14 protein-coding genes are annotated in these 18130 nt (G+C 49.3%); 11 read left to right on the top strand and 3 right to left on the bottom strand.

The genetic code is table 11. The features are described from left to right. Positions 1–180 precede the first annotated feature (180 nt). From traC to ACZND6_RS11020, 11 genes are all read left to right on the top strand, one after another. Positions 181–2892: a type IV secretion system protein TraC gene (traC, locus tag ACZND6_RS11070; RefSeq protein WP_489524682.1), complete on the top strand. Its 2712-nt coding sequence runs from the start codon at positions 181–183 to the stop codon at positions 2890–2892. A 61-nt stretch (positions 2893–2953) separates the two neighbouring features. Next, on the top strand, positions 2954–3367 hold the full coding sequence (locus tag ACZND6_RS11065) for a hypothetical protein (protein WP_300874915.1): 414 nt from the start codon (positions 2954–2956) through the stop codon (positions 3365–3367). Next, entirely contained in the window at positions 3364–3879 is a 516-nt protein-coding gene (locus ACZND6_RS11060; RefSeq protein ID WP_293185630.1) for a S26 family signal peptidase, read from the top strand. Before ACZND6_RS11065 ends, ACZND6_RS11060 begins: the two co-directional genes overlap by 4 nt. 15 nt (positions 3880–3894) lie before the next feature. Continuing rightward, positions 3895–4614, top strand: coding sequence for a conjugal transfer protein TraW (locus tag ACZND6_RS11055; protein ID WP_337428091.1), 720 nt, complete (start codon positions 3895–3897; stop codon positions 4612–4614). Further along, the gene (locus tag ACZND6_RS11050; RefSeq protein ID WP_337948372.1) at positions 4611–5627 is read left to right on the top strand and encodes a TraU family protein; all 1017 of its coding nucleotides are present in this window, start codon (positions 4611–4613) and stop codon (positions 5625–5627) included. The genes ACZND6_RS11055 and ACZND6_RS11050 overlap by 4 nt, the downstream gene beginning before the upstream one ends. 128 nt (positions 5628–5755) lie before the next feature. Then, entirely contained in the window at positions 5756–6349 is a 594-nt protein-coding gene (trbC, locus tag ACZND6_RS11045) for a type-F conjugative transfer system pilin assembly protein TrbC (RefSeq protein WP_417149859.1), read from the top strand. After that, positions 6349–7548 carry a hypothetical protein gene (locus ACZND6_RS11040; protein WP_489524681.1) on the top strand — a complete coding sequence of 400 codons (1200 nt, stop codon included), beginning with the start codon at positions 6349–6351 and terminating at the stop codon, positions 7546–7548. Before trbC ends, ACZND6_RS11040 begins: the two co-directional genes overlap by 1 nt. Beyond that, on the top strand, positions 7545–9887 hold the full coding sequence (traN, locus tag ACZND6_RS11035; protein WP_489524680.1) for a conjugal transfer protein TraN: 2343 nt from the start codon (positions 7545–7547) through the stop codon (positions 9885–9887). Before ACZND6_RS11040 ends, traN begins: the two co-directional genes overlap by 4 nt. A gap of 9 nt (positions 9888–9896) precedes the next feature. Next, on the top strand, positions 9897–10802 hold the full coding sequence (locus ACZND6_RS11030) for a conjugal transfer protein TraF (RefSeq protein ID WP_293738350.1): 906 nt from the start codon (positions 9897–9899) through the stop codon (positions 10800–10802). A 12-nt stretch (positions 10803–10814) separates the two neighbouring features. Further along, positions 10815–12260, top strand: coding sequence for a conjugal transfer protein TraH (locus tag ACZND6_RS11025; protein ID WP_293738351.1), 1446 nt, complete (start codon positions 10815–10817; stop codon positions 12258–12260). Continuing rightward, positions 12260–15229: a conjugal transfer protein TraG N-terminal domain-containing protein gene (locus ACZND6_RS11020; protein WP_300874894.1), complete on the top strand. Its 2970-nt coding sequence runs from the start codon at positions 12260–12262 to the stop codon at positions 15227–15229. Before ACZND6_RS11025 ends, ACZND6_RS11020 begins: the two co-directional genes overlap by 1 nt. Positions 15230–15333: 104 nt before the next feature. Here ACZND6_RS11020 and ACZND6_RS11015 read toward each other — a convergent pair whose 3' ends face one another. From ACZND6_RS11015 to ACZND6_RS11005, 3 genes are all read right to left on the bottom strand, one after another. Further along, a complete protein-coding gene (locus ACZND6_RS11015; RefSeq protein WP_293738353.1) occupies positions 15334–15786 on the bottom strand; it encodes a type II toxin-antitoxin system YhaV family toxin in 453 nt (150 codons plus the stop codon). After that, entirely contained in the window at positions 15783–16112 is a 330-nt protein-coding gene (locus tag ACZND6_RS11010) for a type II toxin-antitoxin system PrlF family antitoxin (RefSeq protein ID WP_118631879.1), read from the bottom strand. Before ACZND6_RS11010 ends, ACZND6_RS11015 begins: the two co-directional genes overlap by 4 nt. A 144-nt stretch (positions 16113–16256) precedes the next feature. Then, positions 16257–17669, bottom strand: a complete 1413-nt coding sequence (locus ACZND6_RS11005; protein ID WP_293738355.1) for an ATP-binding protein — start codon at positions 17667–17669, stop codon at positions 16257–16259. Between the last annotated feature and the right edge of the window lie 461 nt (positions 17670–18130).

The following is an 18130-nucleotide window of genomic DNA, read 5'->3' as shown; positions in this document are numbered from 1 at the left end:
TAGTGTTGCCACTACGCCCTTGCCGAGTCGCTAACCCTTCCCCTCATCGGGCGGGTTCGGGATTCTCACCCTATAGAAGTGCGCCATGCTGGGCGCACACGAGAAAAGCTCAAACAGCTTCCCGCGTTTGGCTTTACCGGCAAACCTTAATCTGTCTTTTAATCGTCCCTTATCTTTCTCATGAAGCTCAAGAACTTTCTGTCTTCTGCGGCCTCTCTTTTTGCCTTCCAAGACTTAAAACCGAACTTTAAAGCGCATCCGGGCTCTACGCCGACGCGCCGCAAGGCGCCTCTGCGTATTGACCGCTTTGCTGACGAACTGCCCTACGCGCAGTTTGAAGAAAGCGACAAGCTCTGTGTCATTGCCGCCCCGGACGGATCGTTTGAAGGATTGGGCTTTGTCATTGAAGTGGCTCCACAAACCGGAACGTCATTAAATATGGCCAAGAGCCTTGAGCACATGATCGGATCAATCCTGCCGGACGGAACCGGGGTTCAGGTAAGTCTTTTCGGATCTCCTTTTATTGAACCTTTAGTAGAACTTGTCCGAAGCCAAACGCTTCGACCGACTCCGGAAGATACGCCGGCACGCGCCGAACAGAAGGACTTGCTGTCCGCGATGACGCAAGCCAAGGCAAAATTTCTCTCGCGCTCTGCGACTCAGGCGCCCCATCCGGCTCTGCCCATCCTCGGCCGCAACCTTCGCTGCTGGATTTCGGTTGTCATCCCTGCTAAGGATCCTTTTGCTTCCGAGGCCAGAGACAATACACTTTTGGTTCGCAAGGTCATGGTGTCCACCTTGAACCAATGGCATTTCACCCCTTTTGTCTGGGATGAGCGGATTTTGGTTCATACCTTATCGCTCATTCTTAATCCTCAGCTTTTTGTAAACGGTGCTTGGTCGTTTTCCGAAGTGGATACCGCACGAGAACCGCGTGCGCAGATGGTTTCTCATGAAACTACGATTGCCGTGGAAGAAGACGGGATTGTCTTTCGTTCTGCTCATCACCCTTTAAACGTCAAAGCGGTGAGTCTCTCACCTCACAGTTATCCGCAAAGCTTCTCGCTCGATAAGATGGCACGAGCCGCCGGAGATGTGGAAGGTTCCTTAGGCTTCTCCAGTCCGTTCCTCATAACGACTTACCTCTCTAAAACGTCTTATGAGAAAGGCAAAAGCTATGCTCAGCTTAAAAGCGCTCGAGCTGAACAAATGTCTGCCACAGAAATTGCCCGCTTCATTCCGACGCTTCAAGAAGAAGCCAGAGACTGGAGAGCTGCAGTTCAGTCTTTTGAGCACGGAGAAGGCTTAGTCCAGCTTTCGCACCAAGTCCTGATCTTCCCGACAACGGAGAATGTCACCCATGAAGTTCAAACCGCGATCGGGATTTTTAAGAAGATGTCGATTGAGCTCATGCAGGATCACCTAATGCATCTTCAAGGCTTAATGGCTTCTTTGCCGATGACCGGAGGCCCGTTGCTTGCGCATGATGTAAAACTCGCCAAACGCTCCTCGACGAAGACCAGTGCCAATGCCGCCAATACGATGCCTTTGCTGGGAGACTGGAAGGGTTCGGGCACTCGTGCCGGACATCTTCTGCCGACGCCGATTCTTTCGTTGTTTTCCCGCAGAGGTCAGATCACGCATATTGATCCTTTCGCTAATCCTCACGGCAACTACAACGGCATCGTGACCGGATCTTCCGGATCCGGTAAATCCGTCATGCTGAATTCTCTGGCCCTCGGAACACTCTGCTCTAACGGTCGTGTTTGGGTGATTGATATCGGCCGAAGCTACGAAAAACTCTGTCACTGCGTTAACGGTCAATGGATCGAACTCTCGGATACGCCGCGTGCTGACGGCAAGATTGATTGTCTTAATCCTCTTTCCGTCACAAAAAATATCGAAGCCGATATGGACTTAGTCCTGCCTCTGATTGCTCAGATGGCATCTTCTAATGAACAGCTCGATGACTTAATGCTCTCGCATCTTCAGATCCATATCCGTCATATTTGGTATGAAGCCAAAGCGCTGAACAAAGTTCCGACGATTACCGACCTCACTCGATCCCTGCTTCATAACGGACGGCTAGGTGGTGCTCATCCTCGTCTTAATGATCCTGAGTGGGAAGCCTATTACGCTTCTTTAACCACAGAAGAACAAAAGACGTTAGACGATCCACGTCTCGTGGACCTCGGCGTCAAGCTCATGCCCTATGCACAAGGCGGAGCTTATGCCTCCTTCTTTGAAGGAGAAGCCAATATCGACTTTGACAATCACTTCATCGTGCTTGAGCTGGAACAGCTCAACACAAAGAAGTCTCTTCAAGCCGTTGTCCTAATGCTCTTGATGTATCTCATAGACGTTGAGATGCGAAGAGGCGAGCGTTCCCAGTCCAAACTTGTCATCATCGATGAAGCCTGGGACTTAATGGTCCGAGGACATTCTTCTAAGTTTATTGAGGCCGGCTACCGCCGTGCCCGTAAATTAAACGGCGCTTTCTTTACCGGTACGCAAGGACCGGGAGACTATTGGAAAAGTTCTGCTGCTAAAGCAGCGTTAGACAACGCCGACTGCAAGTTCATCATGAAGCTCAAAGAATCCGTCTTGAGTGAATGCGAAAAAGAATCTCAGCTCGGCTTAGACGACTATGAATTCCAGCAGCTCCGTTCTCTTAAAGGTCTGAGGGATGTTTATTCCGAAGTGTTGGTCAAGATCGGCGATGCGCCGACTTCTGTGAATCGTCTGATTCTCGATCCGTTTTCTCTGTTGGTCATGAGTACGCATCCGAAGGACATCAGCGATATCAATCGCTTCCGCAAGGAAGGACTGTCGATGAGAAAAGCCATCGAAGCGGTTCTTTTAGAACGCGGTCAAGGCGAGTTCATCCCTTAATCCTTCTTCTCCTTAATGCTCCTTTAGCTCCAAGAGTTCATTCCTATTTCCGTTTAATCCTATGAAAATCTCCTTCCTCTCCGTCACCATCGCCGTCTCTATCGGCGTGGGACTGGGTTTCGGTGCTTACCAAGTCAAGGACCGAATCTCCGACTTTCTTAATCGTCCCCGCTTTGCGGTCGTTAACCTCAATTCTGTCGTTAAAGCCAATGAAGTTCGTGTCGTCTCCCAAGGCAAACGAGGAGGAGAAATCATGGCGGAAGCCGAGCGCTTCGCTAAAAGACTCAAAGAAGAACTTACCCAGATAGAAAACGAATGCGACTGCGTTCTTCTGGTTTCTTCAGCTGTCATTTCTAACGCAAAACTACCTGATTACACCGCACACCTTTCCGCCAAACTCGGCCTTTCCGCCGAGCAGCAAAGCAATCAGCTTCAGCAGATCGAAGCTCGATTAAACAGCGGAGTCAAACGATGAACCGCATGAAAGCCCACCCAAGAGTCTTTTGGCATCGGCTCAAAGACCATGTTCGCCGCTTCGGATGGATATGGCTTGCTGTCTTCTTAATCCTCAGTCTCGTAAACAACCGCTGGCATCTCGCTATGAACCGCTCCCATTCCTTGCCCTTCAAGCTCTTTGTTATTGAGCGAGGACAAAAAGACGTCAAAGTCGGAGATTACGTTGCCTTTGAACCTAAGCCATCTGCTGTCGGCGGCTACCGTCTGACCTTTATCAAGGAAGTGGTCTGCGGTCCCGGCCAAACGCTGACTCGTGAGAACCGGACGTTCTATTGCGACGGCAAAGAACTGACCACTGCCAAAAAACGCGCTCTGAACGGTAATCCTCTGGAAGCCACACAACCTCAGGTTTTAGGTGAAGACCAATACTTTGTGCGCGGAACGCACAAAGATTCTTACGACAGTCGTTATGAATCCTTCGGCTTAATTGATCGCTGCCGCTTCAGCGGCAGAGCTCATCCTCTCTTTTAATGATTGAAGATTGTCATGAACCTAACCCGTGCAATTCTTTCAACCTGCGCTGTCGCCTCTTCCATCGTCTGCATTTCCGCCTACAGTGTTGCCTCGAGCGAACCTTCGGTGAAGTTTACCGTTGCCAAACCCTGCTCTCAGGAGAGCGCACCTAAACCGAAAATGGAAATCCTCGAACCGCTCGGTCCGCTGCACGATATTGCTGAACCCGACATTCTCGAAGCCTTTAAATCTCGTGTCGGTGCCATGAAAGCGTCCGGTGAATACGATCGCCGTTTCAACCAAAACAAAGATCGTATTGCTAGAGAACTGGAACACCCGACACCGGTTGCAGGATTGAAGAAAGCCACGGAAATACGGGTTTGGGAATTGTCTGCTTCCGTCCCGGAAACCCTACCCGAATCTCTTCTTCGCCAGGCTCAGTCCGTCCCGATGCCGCATCTGTCTCGTTCACTGCTCTTCATTGACGGGAAGGATGCTAAGTCTATCGGTACCGCTCAAAAGCTCTATCAATCTCAAAAGGACATGCGGGTGGTTCTGGTGAACGGCACCCCGGCAGAAGTCTCGGAAAAGCTCAATCGCCGTGTGTTTTTTGACCAAGGCGGTGCGCTCGTCCGCGTCTTCGGGATTAAAGCCGTTCCTGCTCTTCTCTTTAATGGTCCGGAAGGCCCTGAAGGCGCCGAATTTGCGCCCGACCAATTGTCCGAACTCCTTTCTTTGATGCCACAGCCATGAAACGCTCTCTTCTAATACTCCTTTTGTCTTTCTGTTTTGCAGCTTCCGCTTCTGCCGGAAACTGCAAAGGCAGAATCATCAATCCGATCACGGATGTCTGCTGGAGCTGTGTTTTCCCGATCAAGCTCGGAGGCGTTACGCTTTCTTCCGGAAACAATGCCGATCCGGAAACCGATGCCAATCGTCTTTGTCTCTGTGCTTCCGGCGCCAATATCACCGTGGGACTCAATATGTCCTTCTGGGAACCGTTAAGAACCGCCGAAGTGGTTCGCACGCCTTACTGCTTTCCGTCGCTCGGCGGAATGGAATTAAATGTCGGTATTCGAGCACCGGCCCACGGCCGTACTCCTAATAAATCCACTTCAGCTCAGCGCTCTTCCTTTTATCAAGTGCATTGGTACTTCACGCCTTGGCTTTTTATCCTTGAAGTTCTCCTCGACACGAAATGTCTGGAACAGTCCGCATGGGATTTAGCCTATATGACAGAACTCGATCCGCTTTGGGATGATTCCGTCACTACGTTCTTCTTAAATCCGGATGCTTCGCTCTTTGCCAATCCGGCCGCGGCTGCAGCCTGCGCCGCTGACTGCGTGGCGGCAACGTCTTCGCTTCCGGTTTCTGAACTCTATTGGTGTGCAGGATGCCACGGCGGAATCTTTCCCTTAACCGGCTGGGTCGGCTCTCATGTTCACTTTCCTCAAGCTTCTTCTCTGCTTGTCGCGCGCTTCACGATGAAACTCCATCGCTCCGGTCTTCAGTGGGCGGCCTACGGAGAAAAAGGCCAGTGCGGTCCTTATCTGGAACCCATCATGGATAAACGTGTCTATCGAACTCAGATGATGTATCCGTCAAGAACGACAGGTAAACAAGACGGACGATGCTGTTATCCGATGGGCGCTTCGACTTCCCTTTGGCATTCCGGCAAAACCTGGGCTTCCGGCGGAGAAGATGCGGCTTACCTCATCTATCGCAAACGGGACTGTTGCCAAGGTGCGGGCATTCAGCCGAGTTGATTTTGAAATATCCACACCAATTCAAAACAATCTTTGAAAAGAGATTACTTTTTCAAATCTTAATGCTCCATCCGATCTAACCCAGATAAAACTTTTTGAATTAAACACACTTATTCAAAAATTCGTTTATGAATAAATCGTACTTTTTCGAATTCCTTCTGAGCACCTTGATGACTTGTCCGCTGATCACCTTTGCTGCTTCGGAACCTTGGATGATCGAAGATGTCCTTGAAGCTTCTTCCGAACTCTCTCAGCAGATGAGAGATCCTGAAGTAGCCACACAAAAGCCTCTGCCTCAGGCCTTTGTCTTGGTGTCTTTTTCAATGCCGGAGGCTTCCTTAGAGCGTTTGGCCCGTGACGTCAAAGACGCCGGCGTGCCTTTGGTTTTTCGCGGCGTTCCGGAAACCAAAGGACCCTCTGACTCTAAACTCCCGCTCCTTAATCCTCAGTCGCTCTCGGCCTTTCAGCCTTTAATCGATTCCGGCGCCGACGTCCAGCTCAATCCCGAACTATTCTCCGAATTCAATATTCGTCAGGTTCCCGCTTTAATCATCAAAGAAGAAAGCTCCGCTTCCTCGGACGGCTGCGTCCAAAGCGCAAAAGCCGTTGTCGTCCCGGGAGACGTGACGTTGAGATACGCCTTGGATCGTCTAACCGATCGCAAAGACTCCGTCGGCGAAGCCGCCCGCGCGCTTCGCGTCAAACTTGGGAACCGACCATAATGTGTACCCTTTTTCCTCGTGCTTTGCTCAGCTCTGCTCTTTTAATGCTCTTTAGCAGCCAAGCTTTTGCTTACGATAAGCAATCCGCAATGGATGCTGCTAAAGAAGAAGCGGCCAAGCTGTCGATCAAAGACATCCTCACAGAGAGCTCTGCTTCTGGTACGGTTCCGGAATACGGCGCAGACGTATCGGAACTTAAAGACCTGTTTGCCAAAGGGCAAGGCAATCTCTTAACACCCGGCTCTTCTAAAGCCGACGGTTGTTTGTCGCAAACGTCTATGGACTGCCGTGCAGTTCAATTAATTTACGACACACATTCCCGGCCGGGATGGGAGGAATCCGACTTCGACAATATCTTGGCGGATCGCGATCATCTCTTAAATAAAGTTCCGGATCTTCCGCCCAACGGAGGAGAAATCTGCGAAACCATCACAACGACCCGGCCGCCTCAGACCGACTTTGCAGTCTGCGAAGAAACCACCGTCGGCAGCTCTACTCAGTCCTGCTTTGAAGGCTGGACAGAAAAGCTCGACGTCTCAACGCTCTTCGAATGTATTGCTCGAACGGGTAAGAAACTCACCGTTGAGTGTCTCGCCGATTACAACGAAACGAGCCAAGACTACACGTGTCTCCATACACCGCCTCAGACCTGCCACGTCGGAGAAAAAGTCGAAATCCAAAGTACGTATCAATACCGCTGTAAAACTCAGCAGTTTGAACAAAACACTTATCGATGCAATCGATATCTGGAAGTGGTCGGATACTCAGGATGCGAAATCGGCAAGTTCTTTGAGGCTCAGTCCGAGACTTCGTCTTCGCTCGGTAAAGATGCCTGCAACGGCGGAGACGTCATCGAGCTTAAATATCAATGCTCTAATGATCTGATCCCCAAACTTCGCATAGAAACCAACGTTAAAAATTCCGCTAACTTCGGTTTTGAGATACAGGCGGCCGACTTTCAGAACGAACATTACTTCTCGAACTGCAAAGGCGTCTGGACCGGACAAACCCGCTGCATCGGAGTCAACTGCACCGTCGATATCAAGATGGACATCTATACCCGTCCGAGTAAATGGGATTACTCCGGTTCCATCCAAAAGCGTTTTTCTTTCCAGAAAAACGTCAATGACATCTCCTTGGACAAATGGCGCACCACCTGCGTCAGCGACGACGGCAAGGTCGTGGAGTTCGAATCATGATCCGTCTTCCTTTAATCGTCCTTTTGTCCTCCCTGACCGTCCTCTCTTCAGCGGCTGTCCGTGCCGCCTGCACGGACGGCCCCGAAGTTTGTGTCGACGGCCCGGGCTCCAAATTCATCAATGGCGTTGAAGTTTGGCGTGAATGCTGGAACTATCAAACCACGCGTCACTGCACTTCAAGCTCGACTGTCGATTATTGTTCCGGCCTAAAACAAACACCGGGTTGTCGTCAAACAAAAGCAGAGTGTCTGAGTCACAGCCTGACCGGTACCTGTATGTCTTGGAACAGTACTTATATCTGTTCCGAAGAAGCAAAAGAAACAGAAAACATCGAAATTCTCGATAGTTCTCATACCGTTATATCCGGAACGGATACGACGACTTGTTCAAGTTTCTTAGACAATCCCGACTGCTATATCGCAGAAGAGAAATGTATCGAAGGTCCTGAGACACGAATCATTAACGGCGTAGCCGTTTATAAAGAGTGCTGGAAGAAAGAACTCGCTTTTGCCTGCGCTGCTCCCGGCGCCTCCAACAGCTGCCAAATCCTCGCCTCTAAAGGCTGTCAGCCCATAGGAGAAAAAGTTTGCGAGCGCGTCGGTGCCGACGGAACCTGCGCGCAGTATTCGCAGAAGTACCACTGCGTCAATACCGATCCGATTGAAGGCGATGACATTACGCCGGAAGGAACACCCGCTAAACCCGGTTTTGATCTTTTAGCCTGTAAGACTGCAACGGAAGGCATGACCTGTAAAGCCTCCGGTTACTCCTGTATGCAGACCAACGATAAAGGCGAATGCATTCAGCGCAAATACATCTATAACTGCACCAAATCCCTAAACGAAAACTCGTGCGAAGCCCTAGAAAAGCTCCCCGAATGCGAAGTCCGTAAATCAACCTGTATCGAACGCGACGGCCCGAAGTGTCTTGCTTATAAAAAGGAAATCTTCTGCAAAGGCGACTCGGAAATCTCTGCCCCCGGCGCCGACATCATTGATTCAAACATTGTCATCGGCGCCATTGAACCCTCGGACACTTGTCTTCCCCTTAAAGATAATCCGGCCTGCACGGTGCTTCGAACCGAATGCGTCGAAGGCCCGGCAGAAAAGATCATCAACGGCGTCCCGGTTTATAAAGACTGTTGGAAGTATGAACACGTCTATGTCTGCGGAGCCTCAGGCGACGGCTCCGAAGAAACCAAAAACGACTGCGGTAAGTTCGAAGCCGATAAAGACTGCGTCAAAGTCTCTTCCGAATGCATTGCGGTCGATGACCAAGGCAAATGCTTAACGACCGCCCACACTTATCGCTGTGTAGAAAAGGAAGGCTCCGTTGTCACAGAAACTATTTGCCGTCCCACCGAATGCTTGGACGGCATCTGCGAGGGCTCCGGCGACCCGGCCGATTCTGACTTCTCTAAAGTGATCACAATGCTTGAGACAGCGCGCCAAGGCGCCCTTTACGGCGACTACGACAACGGCCGCTTCTTTAACGGAGAAGTCGACGAATGCTCCAAGAAAGTCTTAGGTTTCTCCTGCTGCGATACCAAAGTCAAAGCCGGAACGGCTAATTCGTCTGCTTTTGGCAAAGCGATGAGATTTGCCGGAGACGTGACGGTAGAAACCGTCAAATACATCGGCAGTCCTTATGTTTATGACGTCTTGTCAGCTTCTGACGCTACCTCCGGCATCTTGAATATGCTCTACGGCGATGCAACGAGCGGTATCTACAATCCGTCGCTCTCTTTCTATGGTTTCGGAATGACGCTCCAAGGGGGCCAAATGTATTTCACCTTTGACCCCACCTCTTTCGCCATGTCCGTTGCCGTCCAAATTGCATTGGACTATCTGCAGTGCGAACCTAAAGAGCAAACCTTAATGCTCAAGAAAGGCCAGAAGCTCTGCCACTACGTCGGAACCTACTGTTCTAAGAAAGTCGTCACCTGCGTGGAAAGAAAAGAAAGCTACTGCTGCTACAACTCGCCTCTTGCCCGCATCCTTCAGGAACAAGGCCGTCCTCAGTTAGGCAAAGGCTGGGGCTCGGCGCAAAACCCTCAGTGCGAAGGCTTTACCCAGGACGAACTCGAACGCTTGGATTTTGACGCGATGGACGTGTCTGAGTTCGAAGCCTTAATCGTCCAAAAGAACGAACTCAATTCCGCTGCCGCCCAAGACCGAGGAACGACCCATACCAAGAATTTAGTCGATAAAGACTTAGGTGCTTATGTCCCGCCGTCGGTCGGTTCTTCGCATGTCGTCGATCCCAACTTCACGGGTACTCCGACAGCGCCTACCCGCCCCTCATCGTCTAAAGCTCCTTCTAAAAATCTTAAAAACTAACCTCTAATTATGTGCAAAAGACCACAAAATCTTTGTCTTCTTTTATCGCTTGTCTTAACACTCGCCGCGCCTGCATCCCTGGCGGCTTCGTTCTGGGAAGAAGACGTTTGGAATTCAGATGACCGAGGTTTTCTTTACTATCCGCCTGAAGAATTAAAGAAAAAAGCTCCGGATCCTAATGCGCCTAAAGATCTTTCTTTAATCCTGAGCGCCGCTGAACTGAGAGCTGAGTACACCAAACGATTAGAGAACGCGACCTTTCTTCCCACGGAAGCCAATGTCTTAGCCTTCCAAGAGGTCAACCACTTCGTCCAAGAAAAAGCCGCCCTCTTTACCGACATGAACCGTCGGGTTTCTTGGCAGAACCCGCAGTTTGATTTCTCAACCCTCAATCCGGCCGCAAACTTCGCTCAGGTCTCCTTAAAGGAAGACAGAAACCAAACTCGTAAAGAACAGATTCCTCAGATCGCCCAAGAATGGGGCTTGATGTATTTCTATCGCTCCGACTGCCGCTTTTGCGCTCTCCAGTCTCCGTTGGTCAAGCAGCTCAAGGATACGTTTGGTTTTGATGTGCTTGCCGTCTCTCTTGACGGCTCGCCTAATGATCATTTCCCGGATGCGCTGCCGGACAACGGTGTCTCCAAACTTTTAACCAACGGAATGGGATTGGACCGAGTGCCCGCGCTCTTTATGGTTAAACGCGATCAATCCGCCTCTTACTTGGTCTCTTCCGGTGTGCTTTCGCTTGAAGACATGCTAAGCCGCATTCAGACACTGGCTTTAAGCAAGCCCGGAGAGTCGCTTTTCGGCGGCGCGCAGGCCGCAAACTCTGTGCAAAAGACCACAAATTTGTCTGCCCCTGACGTTTTTCCGAACACTGTCTTAACCGCGCCTGCCGCCGCTCCTTCCCTTTAATCCTCTTCAGCCATGACCCGTAAATTCACAAAACTTTTCTCCGCTTTGACTTTGAGCACCTGTCTCTTCACGGCTGACGCTTCCGCAGGCTTCATGAAAGACTTCTATTCGGCCGCCGGTTCTTACCAAGGCAACGTCACACCGGCAGGTGTCTATCAGTCTTCCGGTATGAATACCGTCACAGGCGGCGGATTTGTCTATCGAGCTCCGCGCAAAGATTTCAATGCGTTTTATTTCACGCCGCCTTCTCTGTCTGCCGGCTGCGGCGGCATTGACTTATTTCTTGGCGCCTTCGGTATTCCTTCTCGAGAAGAGTTTGTCGCTTTCTTACGCAACATCGGTACCGCACTTCCCGGCTTAGCCTTCCAGCTTGCTCTTCAGTCTTTAGCGCCTGACCTTAATGAACAAGTCACAAGCTTCCGTGACATGATTCGCCAATACACCAACATGTTCCAAGACTCCTGCACCTCCGCACAAAACCTCTTAAAGATGAGCGGTGCAGAACAATGGATTCAAAAGACAGGCTTTGACGCCCGCAATGCTTTGCGAGCCTCAGGCATCGTCTCCGACGCCTCTGAGGCCGATGCGAAGACCCGAACCGACGGCGCAGCGGTTTTAGATTACGCGCCGACCCGTAAAGATTCCGGCGGTAATGTGGTCGATGCTCCGGAGTTAAACCTCACATGGTCTCTGCTTTCCGGCGGCAGCTTTAATGCTTCTTACAGCAAAGAGCTTAAAGAACTCATGATGACGCTCGTGGGCACCGTCATTTATGTCCGAGAAGGCAGCGGCAAAGACACCGTCACCCGCGCCATCCCGATTGCCGGTCAGGACTTAGTAGGTTTTCTGTTCGGACGCCCCGATACCCAAGTTTTAGAAAGCGAAGCTTTCCGTCTCCGCTGTGTGGAAGAAGACGGCGATGACCGCTGCTTGTCTGTTAAAAAGACCACGCTTGATGAAGTCAATCTTCCCTACGAGTTCATGAAGGCCGCCTCTAACTACAGAAACTCCATCCTGCGCCGAGACCCAAATCTTGTCTCCGAAGCCGACATGCTGCTTTTAGCTTCCTCTTCCACCATCCCCTTAATCCGTCTCATCAATGCCACCGCTTCTCATCGCTACTTAGGCTTCTCTCAAGACATCATGCGGATCTATGTCGAAGCGGCCGCCTTTGAGGCCGTCATCCGAGCCATGGATCGTCTGTCTTTAGACATCAAGGCCGCAGCTTCCGCCTCTTCGGCTTCTCAAACCGGTGTCATTGCCGCCGAACACCTAAAAGTCATTGAGGCAAGAATCGATGAAGTTCGTAAAGACATCGCATCGCGCAGCGATGCGGTCTTTCAGCAGATGAGCCGAGCCCACTCTTTCATTACGCAGATTGAACATTTGGAAAGAAGTGTCAAGGGCGCATTAGCTGCTGACTTAGCGGCCAATCTTTCCTTCGGAGAAAACCTCTAATGGTGATGGACTATTACGCCTACTGGAACGGAGGCCAAATCCGAGATTTATTCGAAGCCTTGGTTTCGATTTGCTCAGGAAGTTCCTACGAAGGTCTCCTTAAAACCGCCGTTCTTGCCGGTTTTCTTGTCACGCTCACCGGCGCCCTTCTGAAGTGGCAGGGGTTGGCTTCAAAGGTTTATCTTTTTGCCGCCGTCCTGTTTTACTCTGTAATGCTCGTCCCTAAAGTGGATGTCGCTATACACGACGAACGAAGCGCGGATGTTTATGTCGTGAGCAACGTCCCGTTCGGCGTCGGCTTCTTTGCTTCAGCCACTTCTAAGATCGGCCATTTCCTCACCGAAAGCTTCGAAACCGCTTTCTCTTTGCCGGACGCGGAACGCTTCTCTAAGTTCGGCTTGGTCTATCCTCAGCGTGCTTTAAATAGTCTCTTAGCCGCCGGCCCCGTGACACCCGAAGGCCGAGCCTTAACCGATCGTGTCATTGCCGACTGTATCGGGCCCGAACTCTTGGATCATCCTGATAAAGCGGCTGAGCTCAGCCACTCAGGCGACATTTGGGCCACGATTTCCGCAGACGGCTGGATCAATCCTGCTCGCTCTTCCGTCTCTTCCGACGGCACCGTTCAAAGATGCGATCAAGCGCTCCAAAGCCTCGATCAGCATCTCAACACTGTTGAACTCGACTTCTTGTCCAAGCGCCTCGGTACTGTCTTAGTCCCGGAAAGAATAGATCCCGCCGATGTCATTCGGCGCACCCTTCCGCAAAGCGAAGCACTTCTTCTCGGTGTTTCTCGTTCCTTGGAGCAAAGCCTCAAGCATTCCGTCATGCTCACCGCGCTTCCGCGCGGTATGGCGTCCATCGCCGCGCAGGCCGGCGCCCCGTTGGATCTCGCCGCTAAATATTCCGCTTCACAAGCCAATCTCACATCCGAAATTAATTACCGCACATTGGCCCGTTTAGCAGAACACAGTCTCCCCAAAATCCGCAACTGCGTTGAATTCATCGTTATTGCCGCCTTCCCTCTAATGCTCCTTTTGATGGTGGCAGCGGGAAGCGCCGCAGGCGCGGTTTTTAGATCATTCTTTGTATTGCTGATTTGGTTCCAGCTGTGGGCGCCGCTTCTCTCCGTTGCTAACTATCTGATGATTTCCGTAGATGCCAATCCGATGAATCGAATCGCTGCAGAATTCGGCGGAAGTACCTTGCTCGCTGCCGGAATCATTCGTGAGGCAGGCGCCACTTCTCAAGCCATTGCCGGAAGCATCATGCTTTTGATTCCCGTCATTGCCTTTGCACTTGCCAAAGGCAGCGATATGGCTTTTGTCTCTATGGCCACAGGTTTAATGGCCCCTGCACAAGGCGCTTCTTCCGGCGCCTCCGCTCAAGCGGCCTCCGGAAACTTCAATGCCGGAAACGTCTCTATGGGAAATACGTCCATGAACTCGGCTTCAGCGAACAAATCCGATCTTTCTTCCTCTTGGAGTGATCCTTATGCTTCTAAATCCCAAACAGCTTATGGCTCCGTCACGAGAGATGAAACGGGAACCGTAACAGGAATGGCTCGAACCTCCATTGATTTAGGTGTTTCTTCTTCCGGTGCATTAACGCACAGCCGAACCACGGGCACTGCTTCCTCTGCCGCAACAACTTTGACTGCTTCTGAGACTCAAGCCCTTTCTCTGTCTTCGGCAGCTTCTTCTTCAAATGCAGTCAGCCGAGAATTTGCTCGAGCCATGAGCCAAGGATTGTCCGAACGCCTGAGTGCCGGTCAGTCTACTGCCGGTTCGTCTTCATCTTCTTATTCGAAGAGCTCAGGAGAATCTTCAACTGTATCCAGAGGCTTATCTAATTCCGAGAACTTGTCATTCGCGAGCGGAGCAAAACTTCAAGCCGGAGGCGGAGAAGCTCAGTTCTCAACAGATGCTGCAAAGGACGCGGCCAAAGATGCCAAGGGAGCTTCTTCAACTTCTCCTGAAACTCTAAACCTAGCTGCTGCTCAAAGTCCGGCTTTACTGGGAGCCGTACCGACGCAGGCCAAAAATTCCGAAGGAAAACCTGTTGCACGTCATGTGCAAAATGCGATGTCCCATCTTCGCGGAGCAGCTGAAGCTGCAGGAATGGGAATCGGACTGGAAGCAAAAACTGCTCAGCAGTTCGTAGACACTGCAACAGGCTCTCAAAGCGCCGCGACCCAGCGTCAGAAAGCTGAAGCCTACCATGCACTCAAGGGCACAGCGAAAGAAATTGCCGCCTCGACCTCAAATGATGAAATGCGCCGAGCTGCTGAAAGCTTCTCCGCGGCACTGGATAAAGCCTATCGCACCTCTAATGATCGGAGCCGAACGCTTTCGGAAACATTCTCGGCTTCTCGATCCAACTCGGAAAATCTGAGTGGAACGAATCAAACTGCCGTCAATAACGACATCTTGGTTATGCAGAAATTACTATCATCAGACAACCTGTCTGCAGAATCGCATCTTAAAGCCCTCTTTGATTCTTCTGATAAACGAGAGTATCTAGGTGCTTCAGCTGCCGCAGATTCTTACGACCGTGCGGCAGATGTCCGTCACTTAGGTCCCGGACAAATACAAGAAAACGGTCTTGAACAAAACGCTCTTAAACGTCAAGGAGAAAACTCCTTATCTGCTTTGCAGCGCAAGGGGGAAGAAGTGATCGGCAAACTAGCAACTTCGTTCATAGACAAAACCGAGGACACCTCCTTCTTATCGACCTCGTTAAACGCGGGATTAAAAGATTTCAACAAGAAATTTGATGAGCAGGAAGAGGCAAATGCAATAGGACTTATGAACCAGAATGCGATGACTGAATTGAGACAAGAACGTATTAACGACGCTTCTATTGGCTACCACGATGGACAAAGAGGAATGAGCACTCTGTTACTTAATTCTCTTGCAGGCGGACTTGGCTACCGAGAAGCTCGAATAGAAAGGGAAGTAAAGAATTAATCATCTGCTCCTTAAATTCTTAAGAACTTAAGGAGCTTATTTGCCTAAATCTATTGCCTGCCTACCGCTGATTTTTGGCTTTTTATAGGCATTCTGTAAATGGTTCAAAGTTCAAAATCGCACTCGTGAGATGCCGAAAGCAGTTCATCCCAATTTGAAGGAGGATTGCCGTTGTCGAGCATCCTTGCAAAAACTCTATAGGCATCGTTTTTTGATTCGTAGGCCCGTAATGTTGAATCGTCGTTAACCCAACCGATTACAACGATTTTGGCTGAAGTCTGATAGCGAAAAAATAACCTGTACTGCTGGAAAAATTTCAGCCTGTGCCAATTTAGATATTGATCTCCCAACGTCTTTCCCTGCCTGAAAATCGGCTGTGTCGGGTCTATAGATAACGTGATGATTATTTGCCTTATGGCTGCAAGAATTTTTGTACTTTTTTTCTTTTGATAACTGTCAGGATATTTGTTTTTCAAAAGCTCTACTTTAGCAGTCAGAGAAGAAAATTGTTTCTCAGAGGCCGGTTGAAAAAAATATCCTCCAAGAAGACTTTTCATTCATCATCGTCTGAATCCAAAGGAGTCTCGAGATCAATCTTAATGTCTTCTACGAGAGAAGAAATTTTCACAAACTTCTCAACTGTCATAGGAACTAAGTTCTGCGGAGAATTTTCTATGTCCTTGGCAAGAAAACCTAAAAAGTTATTCAAGACGGGATCGTCTTCACAACTAGTTAACTTGCTGATTACAACTTTCCCGTCTGAATCAACAGAATATACAAGTGTGTCGCTCTTGCTTAAATTCAGAACATTCCTCACGACTTCGGGGATCGTTGTCTGGTATCTGTCATTTAAAGTGGACTGCGCGGAAATCAGATTCGACATAAGAACTCCTGTTTGTATTTATCGTAATGCCATTGCCTTGTCAGTTTGCATTTGATCAAATCCAATTCCTCACTGTCGATTTCTGGTTTTCCGGGAGCACCAGTTTTTTTTTTGCGGTTCCGTATATCAAAGTAAGGGCGCTAATCACAAGTCTTCAATCCTGACTCGAATAGATCCCTGTTCTTTCAAGCGCTGACGGGCTTTTTGAATAAGTTGCTCGTCTTCCTGGTCGATGAAGGCTTTGTTTGACGAGGGATTCTGAGAGTTTTTTGTCTTCTCTTTTTCTAGCTTCAGCTTTTCATAATCCTTAGTTTTCACGGGACTTTGAGACGAGTCCTGACACCAAACAGGAACGTACCTCTTTGTCTTATTGGAAGAATGCTTATCAAAGGGTTTCACAAGATCTCCTTCTGCTGTCTGTCTGAACAACTTGCTAACGGTGGAAGATTTCGACTCAGGCAAATTCAGCCTCTGTCTGAGAGACGCATTATTCGCAGGCTCGTTGAGCAGATATCTCAGCACGGTGTGCAAATATACCGTCCAGTTCCTTTGATCCAATGAAAGGAGCTTCAATGGTTTTTCAAACCAAAGCGTCACTGTTATTGAATTTTTCCTGACCTTAATTCCAGGAGCCGGAAGACTACGAGATTCAAGTTCCTTAACGATTTTTCTCCAGCCGTGGCCTTGTCCATCAACTAAGCCAAGATTCTTCATTTCAGTAAAAATTTTTTCATTCTTTGTAACGGGACCGCCATCAAGAAAATGAAGTTGATCCAAGACTGGTTTGCCTGAATTTGTTATCTCGACTCTATTTTTATAAATTTCTACAAGTATCCCGTCGCCTTCGGAAGATAGATCTTGGTGAGCAAAGGCATTGCAAAGCACCTCCCTAAGGACAGCTTTTGGTATCGAGAATTCAATTAACCTTCTTCCGCTTTCTGGATCAATGCGTTCGCGGCCCGGAATCAAACCATTGAGCTCCCGGTAGACTGATTTAAACGCCTCGACGATTCCTTCTTTGAACTCTTTGTCACAAACAACAGGAGTCAAATTATCGTTACCGCTGTATGAGACAATCCGAACCCGCTTTCCAGCCAGTCGATCGAAGTCCGATAAATTTCGAGCTAAGAGGTAGGCGCTAAAAAGCGGAATATCATACGTTAACCCTGACTTTTTAATCAAGCTGAGCTTTTCAAGATAACGGAGTTGTTCCTCTTTGTTGTCCGCAATCTCCATTCTTGAAAGCCTGAGATATGCCTCAGCATTCAAAAGCTCGAGAACTTCTGGGCCGGACAAAGCCGAAGCAACAATGGAACGTTCATTTCGACCATCAGGAGCCTCCTTTTCTTCGGCATCTAGAAACAATTGAGGCGATTTTTCCCAGATAAGAGACCTCTCCATACTTGGATTAATGTCAGAAGTCATGAAACAAGTAAAGCTGGCACACTGAGCGGAAAACAAAACAGGGCAACTCACCTGAGGATTGTTACCATCAACTCTTCTCTCAGCCTTATCCCTGTCGTAGGTCAAACCTGTGATTGTCCATTTCGCGCCCATCTAGAGCCTCCTACGTCTAATACTATACAAAACAACGGATAGAAATTAAATAACATTAAATAACGTGAAATAATTATCTATATGTTTTTAAGTAAGAATTTTTAGGTTCAGGCTAGACAAAAGAAAAGCAGAAAAATAAAGCACATGCTTCGGACTGGTTTTTGCTTCAACCTCTAATTGCAACCTCACGGTTTCAGTTTTGTAACCTTAAGAATATCGACAAACTCAAAAAGCTTCTTCTCACCGTTAGACGCAATAATCAACGAACTACCTTGTCTCAGACCTTTGAATCCGACGGTGTCCTTAGTTACCAAGAAAGTCTTTAGTTCGTCAAATTTTTCCGGCTTACCGTCTTCCCCCCCCCTGTCTTTAGTAACGATTTAGTGGTTAATCTTATTTAATTGCCGCCCAAATGAACAGAGCGGTTTTCCTTTACCCTTACTTTAATTTTAAACTTATCG

It is taken from the genome of Parasutterella sp. (assembly GCF_057870745.1).
This window is presented reverse-complemented; position numbering and strand designations above follow the sequence as displayed.